The 12,877-nt window shown below is 67.3% G+C and carries 10 protein-coding genes; 3 read left to right on the top strand and 7 right to left on the bottom strand.

All coding sequences use genetic code 11. The features are described 5' to 3' along the window. Positions 1-449: 449 nt before the first annotated feature. Both ACVOME_RS16570 and ACVOME_RS16565 read right to left on the bottom strand, forming a co-directional pair. The gene (locus tag ACVOME_RS16570; RefSeq protein ID WP_005411035.1) at positions 450-884 is read right to left on the bottom strand and encodes an SseB family protein; all 435 of its coding nucleotides are present in this window, start codon (positions 882-884) and stop codon (positions 450-452) included. Positions 885-990: 106 nt separating this feature from the next. Beyond that, on the bottom strand, positions 991-2,034 hold the full coding sequence (locus tag ACVOME_RS16565) for a S41 family peptidase (RefSeq protein WP_481505299.1): 1,044 nt from the start codon (positions 2,032-2,034) through the stop codon (positions 991-993). A gap of 448 nt (positions 2,035-2,482) precedes the next feature. On the opposite strand from ACVOME_RS16565, the gene ACVOME_RS16560 reads away from it, so the two are divergent. Further along, positions 2,483-2,920 (top strand): hypothetical protein, encoded by a 438-nt coding sequence (locus ACVOME_RS16560; protein ID WP_476340425.1) that lies wholly within the window; start codon positions 2,483-2,485, stop codon positions 2,918-2,920. 48 nt (positions 2,921-2,968) lie between these two features. On the opposite strand, the gene ACVOME_RS16555 is transcribed toward ACVOME_RS16560, so the two are convergent. The 5 genes from ACVOME_RS16555 to ACVOME_RS16535 are packed head-to-tail and all read right to left on the bottom strand — an operon-like array spanning position 2,969 to position 8,613. Beyond that, positions 2,969-4,036, bottom strand: a complete 1,068-nt coding sequence (locus ACVOME_RS16555; protein WP_481505298.1) for an acyltransferase family protein — start codon at positions 4,034-4,036, stop codon at positions 2,969-2,971. Then, entirely contained in the window at positions 4,036-5,184 is a 1,149-nt protein-coding gene (nagA, locus tag ACVOME_RS16550) for an N-acetylglucosamine-6-phosphate deacetylase (RefSeq protein ID WP_481505297.1), read from the bottom strand. Before nagA ends, ACVOME_RS16555 begins: the two co-directional genes overlap by 1 nt. Next, positions 5,184-6,212 carry an SIS domain-containing protein gene (locus ACVOME_RS16545; protein WP_053519280.1) on the bottom strand — a complete coding sequence of 343 codons (1,029 nt, stop codon included), beginning with the start codon at positions 6,210-6,212 and terminating at the stop codon, positions 5,184-5,186. The genes nagA and ACVOME_RS16545 overlap by 1 nt, the downstream gene beginning before the upstream one ends. 7 nt (positions 6,213-6,219) lie before the next feature. Further along, positions 6,220-7,287, bottom strand: a complete 1,068-nt coding sequence (locus ACVOME_RS16540; RefSeq protein ID WP_049466708.1) for a LacI family DNA-binding transcriptional regulator — start codon at positions 7,285-7,287, stop codon at positions 6,220-6,222. A 39-nt stretch (positions 7,288-7,326) separates the two neighbouring features. Beyond that, positions 7,327-8,613 carry a sugar MFS transporter gene (locus ACVOME_RS16535; protein WP_262218915.1) on the bottom strand — a complete coding sequence of 429 codons (1,287 nt, stop codon included), beginning with the start codon at positions 8,611-8,613 and terminating at the stop codon, positions 7,327-7,329. Between the two features lie 375 nt (positions 8,614-8,988). Here ACVOME_RS16535 and ACVOME_RS16530 point away from each other — a divergent pair, with 375 nt between their 5' ends. Further along, complete coding sequence (locus ACVOME_RS16530) at positions 8,989-10,005, top strand: glucokinase family protein (protein ID WP_053519284.1); 1,017 nt, start codon at positions 8,989-8,991, stop codon at positions 10,003-10,005. A gap of 143 nt (positions 10,006-10,148) precedes the next feature. Next, positions 10,149-12,809, top strand: coding sequence for a TonB-dependent receptor (locus tag ACVOME_RS16525; protein ID WP_053519286.1), 2,661 nt, complete (start codon positions 10,149-10,151; stop codon positions 12,807-12,809). Positions 12,810-12,877 lie beyond the last annotated feature (68 nt).

Here is a 12,877-nt window from a genome sequence, read left to right as displayed (position 1 = left end):
CAGCGGGCCCAGCGGCAGGCCCGCATCCAGCGACAGCGCCGTGATCGTCCACTGGAAACCGATGCCGTCGATCTGTTCGACGCCATCCAGCGTTTCGGCCACCAGCACGTCAGTGCCGCAGGGGGTGTGCAACCTGAGAAAGCGATCGTCGCTTCGCGGCGCTGCAAGCGCCGCGAGCAACGTCGCATGACGGAGGTGATGCGGAAGTCCTTCCATGAGCAACGCGCGTCCGGCTTGAAACGGGCCAGACTGTTCGGCTGCAGGGCACAGAAGAAAGAGTCAAAGACGACAACGCAGACATGCCAGCGCCGAGACTCACGCACAGCAATGCCAATTCTCTGTCGATGAAAACCTCAAAGTGATCGTCGAATCACTTCTCAGCGGCAAACCCGGTCCTTATGCGACACCACATGTGAGCGCATCCGGATCTACCACCGGCATCGGTGTGGTCAGTGCGCCATGCCCCGCGTGATCGCAGCAGCGCGCTGCTTCAACTGCGCCACGGCATCGGGAATCATCTCCATGCCCACGTCCAGGCCGGGGTTCAGCACCAGGCCGACACCGTCGCCGATTCCGGCCAGCAGCGCATGCACCGCGATCGGCATGGCATGCGCGAACTGCGGCAGCTGTTCGTGCCACAGGCCGGCACGCTCGGGGGCGGTGAACACCGCGAACATCGGCTCGCCACTCTCGCTGGTCAGCACCAGGGGCGAGATGCTCTCATCCCATGCGCCGTCTTCGCCGATGGCCTTGTCCAGCAGCACGAACGCCGTCGAGGTCAGCAGCCCATCGAGGAACTGCGACGCGGTCAGCGTGCCATCCTGGGCCTGCAGCAGGCGCACCTCGAGGTCGTTGAGGGGTTCGAACGGGGTGTCGTGGTCCATGGTCGCTTCCGCTACGTGATTGCAGGAGAGACTTTAACAGGCCGGGCCCTCGAGCGATGAACCGGTGTCAGCGGCGCCTCCCACGGCTCACCTTCCTGCGTGCAGATCAACGCCCCGAGCAGGCGGGCTGGGCCAGCAGCCAGTCCTGCGCGGCCTGCAGACCGGACGCTCCGGGGGCGGTGGGCTGATCCGGCTGCAGCTGGCGACCGTCACCCTGCCCCTGGCGGTCGGTCATGATATTGACGGTCAGCAGCAGCATGCTGCCATCCACCAGGGGCACGGGTTGATTGCCGGTGGAATAGCCTGCACTGGGCTGGCCGAAACTGCGGCTGCCGGGCTGGCCGCGGAAGGCCAGCGCCACGGCCTCGCCCGAACTGGCGGTACGGGGGCCGAACACCACCGCAACCGGTGCGGAACCGCCGCGCAGCACATAGGCCGCCTGGCGCGAGCGAAGCCGCGAATTCGCGCCATCCAGGACCTCTCCGTCGCGTTGTCGCCACGGCCGTTGCCCTTCGGCGCTGCGGAAGCCGCCGATCACGGCCCCTTCCTTATCCGGGGTGCCCTGCAACAACGGCAGCAGTCCCAGCAGCATGGGCCACATGTTGCCGCCGCCATTGCCGGACAGATCCACCACCCAGCCGCACCGCGTGCCGTCATCCAAGGCCACGATGCGGTGCTGCAGCGCCAGCGCGTAGGTTCTGCGAGCGTCATACCGTGCCTTCTCGCCCGCCTGAGGATCGTCCAGGAATGGGCTCACCCGCAGCACACCGACGCGCGCATCGGCCTGCCACGGCCTTGGCGATGCCGCATCCTGGCCGGCCTTCAAGCGTTGCGCACGCCCGGAACGCTGGCGTTGCAGGCTGGGCGGAATCCAGCGGCCATGGCCGCCCGTGCTGCGGGTAGCGGCGTCATCCAGCAATTGGCGCCGGCCAGCATCATCGGTTGCGGCGGCCAGCGTCGCGCGTACACCGGCCCAATCGACACGGTCGCGATACAGCGCGCGCGCCTCCAGCAGCTGCAGCATCTGCACCTGCGCCTCCGGTGAGGGCAGTTCAACCGCGGATGCCGAGGCCGTTGCGGCCATCGTCTGCGCAGCCCAAAGCACGACCACCGTCGCACCCGCGCGCCGCACTCCGTTGCAGATCTGCATACGACGTTCCTTGCCGTTGAGTCAGGCGCCCAGCATAGCGGGTTGATGATCGGCACGGCCATCGCGCAGGTTGTCGCATCTGGACTGGCTGGCAGCGCAGGCATTGCGCGATGCCGACACGGCGCTCCGGGCGCGAGGAAGGCAGCCGATACGAACACACACATTGCAACTTTGCCCATGTCATCGCGCTGTAGACCGCGCGACGGTGGCATCTGCCAGCGCCCCCGTGCTGGCCGGGATTGGCGTCCCGAATGAAGCTTTTCAGCGGCGGGCTTGCGACAACATCGCGGGCCCGAATAGTGCACCCTCCGTCGTTCTGCGGCGGGCGGTGCGTGGGGATCTCCGGATCCGCCGGCTTTTTCTCCGTTGAAAAGCTTCACCGGCACGCCAACCCGCACCGCCCGCCACCTTGCGTCCTGCAGGTGGACTTGCCTGAGAGGTTGCTGCCATGACCCTGCCCCATCCCACCCATCCCCGCCTGCACGCGCTGCTGGGCGACGCCCTGCCTGGGCTGCGGCTGCCCGCCGCTGCCGCCGACATCCTGGAAGATGCGCTGGCCGCAGCCCACGAGAACGTGCCGCAGCCTGCATTCTTCGCCCGGTTACGCAGCATCGCGCGCGGCGACGGTGCCAACGGCCAACCTTGGCCCGAAACGCGGATCACGGAAGCGAGGGCGCGTGATCTGGCCGGCGCTACGCGCTGCCTGGCCGCAGTGTCTTCCTGCGCAGGACTGCTGCTGGCCGCGCAGGCGGCGCGGGAGATGGACGATGCCCGAGCGCACTGCCCGCCGCAGGTGGAAGAAGGGCTGCTGCACGCGGTACAGGTGCTGGCCGATCACGCGGGGGCGCTGGTGGAGCCCGCAGCGGCAGTCCCCGGCGAGCAATGAGCCGAGCTGGCCCTGCTCCACCGCAGGTGCGTCCATACCCCGGCGCTGTCAGATCTTGAGATAGATCCTGCGCCGGTCCAGCCACCACGCGACGCCCCACCACAGGGTGACGAAGGCCAGGGCCTGCAGCATCGACGCCAGCTCCTGCGCACCCGGCATCGCCGCCGCCAGCTGCTGCCAGACCCAGCCCCAGGCGCCGGTTGCCAACAATGCCACCGACATCACCGAGGCCCCCAGGTACGCGGTGATCGCGTTGACCCCAAAACGACGGCCCCACGCGGGCCAGCCCTTCTGGTCGATCAGCACATGCGCCAGCCACAAGGCCAGCGCCGCAAGACCTCCGGTCCACAGCACGTAGCTGGGCGTCCACAGCTGCTTGTTCAACGGCAGCACAATGGCAAGCAGCAGGCCGAGCACTGCCGTTGCGGCGCCCACTCCTGCCAGCGCCACGGCGCGACCGCTGCGCAGCAGTGCGCCGGCCAGCAGGCCCAGGGTGGTGCTGGCCAGCGCGCCCAGCGTGCTCAGCAGCCCTTCCGGGTCATGGCCAAGCCCGGTATCGGCGTGCCACTGGTAGATCCACGGGGCGAACAGCGCGGTATCCAGACGGCTGGCCGGGTTGGTCCATGGCGCCAGATCACCGAGGCCGAGCAGCAGCACGGTATAGCCCACCAGCAGCCCGACAAGCACCCCGACCTGCACGTGCAGCCGCGCATACACCGCCAGCAGGCCAACCAGCGCCGCACACACCGCGATGCGTTGCAGCACGCCCCAGATGCGGAAGTGATGCGTATCCAGCGCCCACCAGATCAGCAGATGCAACAACGCCCCGGCTACCAGGATGCGCAACGCGCGCTCCAGCACGCCACGCGCCAGTGTGGGTCGCTTCGAAGCATCGAGCGCGCGCGGTGCCACGCTGAAGGCCATCGACACGCCCACCAGAAACAGGAAGAACGGGAACACCAGATCGGTGGGCGTGCAGCCATGCCAGTCCGAATGACGTAGCGGTGCGAACACCGCACTCCAGTCGCCCGGGTTGTTGACCAGCAGCATCGCCGCCACGGTGATGCCGCGCAGGGCGTCGATCGAGCCCAGGCGCGCTGACGGCGCAGCACTCATCAGGCGGCCTCGTACTGTCCGGCAATCCAGGTGCCCCGCACCTGCAGGGCATCGTCCAGCAGCACCAGGTCGGCCTGGTAACCCTCGGCGATGTGGCCCAGCCGGTCGTCCACATTGAGGAACTGCGCCGGATAGGTCGAGGCCATGCGCGCCGCTTCGGCAAGCGGCTGGCCGAGCAGGTGCACGGTGTTGCGCACGGCCGTGGCCATGTCCAGTGCCGAGCCGGCCAGCGCGCCAGCTGCGTTGCGCACCACCCCATCGACGGCAGTGATGGTCTCGCCATACAGCACATAGCTGGGATCATCGGCGCCGACCGGCGGCATCGCATCGGTCACCAGCAGCAGGCGGCCGCGTGGCTTGGCCGCCAGCGCTACCCGCAGGCTGGCCGGATGCACGTGCACGCCGTCGACGATGATGCCGATCCAGCTGTCGCGATCTTCCAGCGCGGCACCCACCGCGCCCGGCTCCCGGCCCTGCAGCGGCGACATCGCGTTGTACAGATGGGTGAAGCCGCGCACGCCGGCATCCAGGCCGGCGCGGATCTCTTCGTACGTTCCAGCGGTATGTCCAGCCGCGACGATCACCCCGCGCTCCACCAGTGCGCGGATCGACTCCAGCGGTACCCGTTCCGGCGCAAGGGTGACCAGGGTCACGCCATTGTCCAGCGAGGCGGCCAGCGCGATCTCCTCCGCATCGGGCACGCGGAACTTGCTGGCGTCGTGGGTCCCCTTCCGTGCCGGGGCGATGTACGGCCCTTCCAGATGGATGCCGATGACACCGGGCACGCCTTGAGCGATGGCTTCGCGCAAGGCGGCGATCGCCTCGCGCATCACCGCCACGTCATCACTGATCAGCGTCGGCAGCATCGCGGTGGTGCCGAAACGGCGGTGCGCCTGCGCGATGGTGCGCAGGGCCGCCACGTCCGGCGTGTTGTTGAACAGCGCGCCGCCACCGCCATTGACCTGCACGTCGATGAAACCCGGCAGCAGCCAGCCGCCGCCGAGATCGACCTGCTCGGCCGCCTGGCCCACCTGCGGCGCGGCATCGGGGAGCAGCGCGCTGATCTTCCCGTCCTCGATGAGCACTGCCAGGTCATCGCGGAAATCATCCCCGACCAGGATGCGGGCATTGCGCAGCACGGTTGCCATCACACGGTCTCCGTGACCTTGTTCAGATGCGGCGGCAGGTCCGGGTTGAACCCGCGGCGCAGCGCCAGCGCATTGATCGCACGGTAGAAACTCTGCACGGTGAGCAGCGGAGCGCACAACGGATGCGGCGCGGCAGCCACCGGCAGGTTGCCTGCGGCGCCGGCCATCCATACCTGCGCACCACGCGCTGAGAACTCCTCCACCACGGCACGTGTGCCCGCGCCGGTCTCATCGGGCTGGGCGAAAGCCAGCACCGGGAAGCCGCGGCCGACCAGCGCCATCGGGCCATGCTTGACCTCGGCCGAGCTGTAGGCCTCGGCATGCAGACTGCAGGTTTCCTTGAACTTCAGCGCCGCTTCCTGCGCCGCGCCAAGCCCAAGCCCACGCCCGAGCACGAACAGGTTGGTGGCGTCCACCAGGCCATCGGCCAGCGCCGTCCAATCGCACTGCCATGCCTCGCGCAACGCATCAGGCAGCAGCTCCAGCGCAGCGCGCAGGCCACTGTCCTGCTTCCAGTACGTGGCCAGCTGCAGCAGTGCCGCAAGCGACGCCAGGTAGCTCTTGGTCGCGGCCACACTCTTCTCCGGGCCCGCATGCAGCGGAATCACCGTGTCGGCCAGCTGCGCCAACGGCGAATCCTCGACATTGACCAGTGCGACCACGCGCGCGCCGGCGGCCTTGGCTGCTTCGGCATTGCGCAGCAGATCCGGACTCTTGCCCGACTGCGAGATGACGATGAACAGTGCACCGCGCAGCTGCAGCGGCGCGGCATACACCGAGCCCACAGACGGCGAGGCGGAGGCGACCACCAGGCCCAGCTGGGTTTCCAGCAGGTACTTGCCGTAGGTGGCGGCATGATCGGAGCTGCCGCGCGCGCAGGTGACCACGAACGGGGGTGGCGCGGCGCGCAGGCTGGCAGCCAGCGTCTCCATCGTGGCGTGGTTGCGCGAGAACTGGCGGGCGACGACGTCGGCCGCTTCAGCGGCTTCGGCGAACATCAGGGTGGAGGTGGGGTCGGACAGCGACATGGCGGGCTCAGGCAGGATCGGAAGGGAGTGGGCGGGCGCCGGCGGGACGCATCGGCGCAGTCGACCCGCGCACTACCAGCTGCGGCACGAAGCCCTGGTTGTGCAGCGGTGCAGGCGCGTCGTCATAGGCATCGCTGCGCAGCTGCGCGATCAGCAGGCGCGCGGCGTGGCGTGCGATGTCCTCGGTGGCCTGCTTGGCGGTGGTCAACGGCGGCCAGGACTGGCGCGAGAACGGGCTGTCCTCGAAGCCGGCAATGGACAGGTCGTAGGGCACGTTCATCCCCGCCGATTTGGCAGCGGCCAGCACGCCCGCAGCGATTTCATCGTTGGAACCGAAGATGGCGGTGGGCGGTTCGCGCAGCGCCAGCAGGCGGCGCGCGCCCCGGAAACCGTCGTCGAAGGTGTAGTCGCCCTGCACCACAAGATGCTTGTCCACGGTCATGCCGTAGTCCTTCAGCGCCGCTTCGTAGCCGGCATAACGTTCGCCGGAAGAGCGGTGCGAGCTGCCACCCCACAGGAAGCCGATGCGCTGATGGCCCAGCTGGATCAGATGCTCGGTGATCTCGTAGGCCGCTTCGCGGTCGTCGACGAACACGCAGGCTCCGTCCGCCGGGTCCTCGGTCGCCGCGATGATGCGCACCAGCTTGATGCCGCGTGCGGTCAGCGCCTGCACCAGATCGCGGCGCTCGGACATCGGTGCGGTCAGCACCAGGCCGGCCAGGCGCGAGCGCTGTACCCAGTCGGCCAGTTCATCGGCCAACAGGGGCGAGCTCGAGTCGCAGGGATGGATCTGCAGGCCGAAGCCGGTCTCCCGGCACGCGGCCAGCACGCCGTTCTGCACGCCGATGATGTGGTACGGGTTGGGGTTGTCGTAGACCAGCCCGATCACGAAAGTGGTCCCGCTGCGCAGGTTGCGCGCGGACGGATCGGGCTCGTAGTCGAGCTCGGCGATCGCCCGCAGCACCCGTGCGCGGGTGGCCTGCATCACGGAGGGCTCGTTGTTGATCACCCGCGAGACGGTCTTCAGAGAGACCTTGGCCTTCTCCGCGACGTCCTTGATGGTCGCTCTGCGCATGGGTTTTCCCTGGGGTTGGCTGCCGTCCATCATCGCCTATCAGCGCTCCTGCGGCAGGCCGGCGCGGTGGCCGATGACCGAGTAGAACAGGATGTACAGGTAGCACGGCACCATCAGCAGCACGAACACCAGCTGGAAATCGATGTGCTGCTTGAGCACGGCGAACAACTGCGGAATGATCGCGCCACCGGCGATACCCATCACCAGCAGCGCCGAGCCGGTCTCGGTGAAACGGCCCAGGCCACGGATCGCCAGCGGGAAGATGGCCGGCCACATCATTGCGTTGGCAAAGCCCAGCAGGGCCACGAAGGCCACCGAAACGTAGCCGTGGGTGACCCAAGCACCGAGGCAGAACACCACGCCCAGTACCGCCGAAACGGTCAGGTAGCGCGACTGCGAAACCACCCGGGGAATCAGCAGCAGGCCCACCACGTAGCCAGCCAGCATCGCCGCCAGGGTCAACGAGGTGAACATCTTGGTCTGGTCCAGCGGCAGGTCGAAGCCGTGGCCATAGGTACCGATGGCATCACCGGCCATCACTTCCACGCCGACATACACGAACAGGCAGAGCACGCCCAGCCACAGGTGCGGGAACTGGAAGATGCTGCTGCGCTCGGCCGCGCCGGCGGCCGTCGGGGTGGCGTTGGCCTCGGAGGACTTGATCTCCGGCAGCGGCGAGAACAATACGGCGACGGCCAGCAGCACCAGCAGGCCGGCCATCGCCAGGTACGGCGCATGGATCTTGGCGGCGAACTCATTGAGCAGGGCCACCTTGGTGACCGCGTCGGCCGCCTGTACCTGCTTGTCCAGGTCACCGATGCCATGCAGCACCAGGGTGCCGATCAGCACCGGCGCCAGCATGCCGGCGATCTTGTTGCAGATGCCCATCAGCGCGATGCGACGCGCTGCGGTCTCGATCGGGCCGAGGATGGAGATGTAGGGATTGATCGCCGTCTGCAGCAGGGCCAGGCCGCTGCCGATCACGAACAGCCCGCCCAGCGCGCCGGGGTACCAGCGCTGCGTCGCGAATTCACCGAAGAGTGCCGCGCCGCCGGCCATCACCAGCAGGCTCAGGCTGAGGCCCTTCTTCATGCCGGTGCGGCGCAGGATCCACGACGACGGCAGGGCCAGGAAGAAATAGGACAGGTAGAACACCATCAGCACCAGGAAGGCGCCGACCTCGCTGAGCTCGAAGGCCAGCTTGACGAAGGTGATCAGCGGGCCGTTGAGCCAGGTGAAGAAGCCGATCAGGAAGAACAGGACGCCGACGATGGCGATGGAGGTGGCCACGTTCGGGCGCGCGCTTGCAGCGGGGACGGCGGACATCAGGAGGGCTCCTGCGGCGACGGTCGCAGAACGCGGCGTCGGAGAGTGGCTGGGAACAACGTTGTCACATTCTTTCGATGGACAACGGCGGTTTGTCAACTTCCCTGCGCGGGGCAGCGCAGGCCATGCTGCATCGCGCAACCGCCGCGTGCGGTCGCGTGCTGAATGCGCTGGAGCCGTTGAGCCCCGTGCAGCAAGGGCTCCGGCGTGAAGGCGCTGTTCACGCCATGGAAACGTTTACCGCACACCCCATTCGTTGCGCCGCAGCAACGAAAGTGTCACGAACTCGTTGACATCGTTGTCAGCGGGGTTACAGACTCCGCCCAACAGCCGGCCTCACCCTCGGATCCGGCCCCCTCTTCAGCAGGAGCCCGCGTGACCGCCAGCCATCCCGCCCCGGCCCATGTCCTGTCCCGCGTCGCGCCCTCGTTCCTGGCCGCCGACGTCGGCGGCACCCATGTGCGTGTCGCCCGGGTCCAGGCCAGCGGCGATGCCGCCCATCCGGTGCAGGTGCTGGAATACCGCAAGTATCGCAATGCCGACCACGCCGGCCTGAGTGCGATCCTGTCCGACTTCCTGGGCGACGGCCCGCGCCCGGCGCATTGCGTGGTGGCCACGGCCGGTTATGCGCGCGAAGACGGGACGGTCATCACTGCCAACGTGCCCTGGCCGCTGTCCGCGCGGCAGATCGAGGCCGACGTCGGCGTACAGCAGGTCCACATCGTCAACGACTTCGAAGCGGTGGCCTATGCCGCGGCACAGGTCGACGCCAGCGGCGTCCTGCACCTGTGTGGGCCGGAAAGCGCCCCGCGCGGACCGACCCTGGTGGTCGGTCCGGGTACGGGCCTGGGTGCGGCACTGTGGATCCCGACCGCCCATGGCCCGGTCGTGCTGGCTACCGAAGCCGGGCAACCGACGCTGGCCGCCAGCACCGAACTGGAAATGGCCATCGTCCGCCACATGCAGCGCGAGCGCGCTCACGTGTCGATCGAGCACGCAATCTCCGGCCCCGGCCTGATGAACCTGTACCGCGCGGTGTGCGCCCTGCAGGGACAGCAGCCCACCCTGGCCAGTCCGGACGCGGTCACCGCCGCGGCGATGGCCGGCACTGATGCGCACGCACGCAAGGCGCTGGATGTGTTCTGCGGCCTGCTCGGCAGCACCATCGGCGACATGGCCCTGTTCTACGGCGCCCATGGGGGCGTCTATCTGGCCGGCGGCATCCTGCCGCAGATCCGCGAGTACCTGCGCACCAGCACCTTCGTCGAGCGCTACCTGCAGAAGGGGCCGATGGGCGAAGCACTGGCACGCATCCCGGTGAAAGTGGTCGAGCACGGCCAGCTGGGCGTGGTCGGTGCTGCCAGCTGGTACCTGCAGCAGTCGGCCGCCTGACACCGCAACAGGCTTCAACGCAATCGCAGCACGCAGTACGTGGCACGCCAATGCACGGGACATCGCCGCCGCCCCGCGCACGTCAACGCAACCGCAACCGAACACCGCCGCCGGCACCCAATCGAGTGATGAGGAGAGACATCATGAACACCCGCAAGACCCTGCTTTCGGCCGCCATCGTCAGCTGCCTCGCTTTCAGCGCACATGCCCAGCAGGCTGCGCCGACCGCAACCGACCTGGACACCGTGACCGTCACCGGCATCCGTGGCTCGATGGAGAAGTCGCTGGATACCAAGCGCGAAGCCAACGCGCGCGTGGAAGTGGTGACCGCCGAAGACGTCGGCAAGCTGCCGGCGCACAATGTGGCCGACACCCTGCAGCGCCTGCCCGGCGTCAACATCAGTTCGTCCAGCGCCGACGAAGGCGGCTTCGATGAAGCCGACCGCGTCAGCCTGCGTGGCACCAGCCCGAGCCTGACCCAGACCCTGATCAACGGCCACACCGTCGGCTCGGCCGACTGGTTCGTGCTCAGCCAGGGCAACAACGTCGGCCGCAGCGTCAGCTACTCGCTGCTGCCCTCCGAACTGGTGAGCTCGGTGGAGGTGAACAAGTCCTCGCAGGCCAAGCTGCAGGATGGCGGCACCACCGGTACCGTCAACATCATCACGCGCAAGCCGCTGGAGTTCGCCAAGCCCTTCAGTGCGGAAGCCTCGGTGGGTGCGGTCCGTTCGGACCAGGCCAAGTCGACCGACCCGCAGTACTCGGCGCTGTTCAACTACAAGAATGACGCCAACAACTTCGGCGTGATGCTGCAGGCCTTCTACCAGAAGCGCGAGCTCCGCCGCGAGGCGCAGGAAATCCCGGGCGGTTTCACCCGGATCGGCGCCGATGATCCGGTGGCCCTCACCAATCCGGACCTGATCGGCGTGGCCGTCCCCGGCCTGCTGGGTTCGACCCTGTTCGAACAGACCCGCGAACGCAAGGGCGGGCTGGTGACCATCCAGTTCAAGCCGACCGATACGCTGAACCTGTCGCTGAGCGGCTTCTCCTCCAAGCTGGAAGCCAACAACTACAACCGCAATTTCATGCTGTGGGGCGGCAACTTCGCCAAGTCACAGGCGCCGAACCCGGGCTACACCGTGACCGACGGCGTGCTGAGCAATGCCACCTACGCGGGCGTCCCGGGCACCAACTACGGTGTCTACGACATGATCTACCGTGAAGCCACGGCCAAGACCAACTACGTCACGTTCGACGCCGACTGGCAGATCAACGACACCCTGGACATGAAGTTCCAGGCCGGTACCACCAAGGGCACCGGTGAAACCCCGCGCCAGTTCATTGCTGAAGTCACGCTCGGCCAGGGCGGCGGTGCCAGCTGGGCAACGCACGGCGCCGGTTCGCCGGTGGACTGGAACATCGGCGGCGACATCAGCCCCAGCGGCGTCACCAGTTTCGGCACGTGGGGCAACCAGCTGGTCCGCGCCGAAGACAAGGAAGACTGGGCCACGCTGGACTTCAGCCAGTATTTCGGCACCGGCGTGCTGAACTCCGTGGACTTCGGCGTGCGCTTCGCCGACCACGAACGCGAAGCGCTCTCGCCGGAAGGTGCGACCCCGGGTGACATCTGGTCCGCACTGCAGGGCAGCGCCACCGCCAACTATCCCAGCGGCTTCGCCGGTGATGTCGGCGGCACCTTCCCGCGCAACATCTGGTACTACACGCCGGATGCACTGAAGAACGCGATCATCAACAACTCCACCTGGCTGGCCGGCAACGATGGCCCCACCGGCCGCCACAACTACGGCGCCGAGTGGAAGGTGAAGGAGAAGAACTTCGCCGGCTACGTGCAGGCCAACTTCAGCGGCGACTGGTGGAGCGGCAACGTCGGCCTGCGCTATGTCAACATCAAGCAGGACATCGACACCTACAACGCGGTCAGCAATGCCGCCGATGCCGATGTGAGCAGCCTGTTCGGCATGTGGGAGCGCACCGCCTTCCAGAACAAGCGCAACCGCGTCCTGCCCAGCGCCAACATCAAGTTCGACCTGGACGACAGGCTGGTGCTGCGCGTGGCCGCGTCGCAGACCCAGACCCTGCCGGATTATTCGGCCCTGGGCGCTTCGTCGTGGGGTTCGGACCTGAACAAGACCGGCGGCGGTGGCAACCCGAACCTGAAGCCGACCCTGTCCACCAACTTCGACGCCAACCTGGAGTGGTACTTCATGCCGCGCGGCCTGCTGTCGGTCGGTGCGTACCACATGGACATGAAGGACTACATCGCCTTCGACGTGGTCTCGCGCCAGCTGTACAGCGAACTGACCAACCAGCTCGAGACCTACCAGATCTCCACCCCGATCAATGCCGACGGCAAGGTCACCGGTGTGGAAGTGGCCTATGAGCAGCCGATCGGCGAGTACTTCGGCATCAACGCCAACTACACCTACGCCAACGGCACCACGGCCCACACCTGGTCCGACGGTTCGCACAACCTGCTGGGTACCTCGAAGAACACCTACAACGTGGGGGCCTACTTCGAGAACGAGCGTTTCGGGGCACGCGTCAGCTACACGCACCGCTCGTCGTTCCTGATCAGCCTGTCGGGCACCAACCCGTACTACCAGGATGATTTCGGCACGCTGTCGGCCTCGCTGAGCTACAAGGCCACCGACTGGCTGAGCATCAGCCTGGATGCGCTGAACCTCAACAACCCGACCTACAAGTACTACCAGACCGCGGCCATTCCGACGTCGTTCTACAGCAACGGCCGCCAGTACTACCTCAACTTCCGCTTCAAGTACTGATCCATCGGCCGCGTCATCGCCGAGTCGTGCACGCACGCCGGGCCTGGGTCATTCCGGGCCCGGCGTTT

It is taken from the genome of Stenotrophomonas sp. STEN008 (assembly GCF_056760435.1).
The sequence above is the reverse complement of the archived record's forward strand: the minus strand, read 5'-3'. Positions and strand labels throughout refer to the sequence as shown.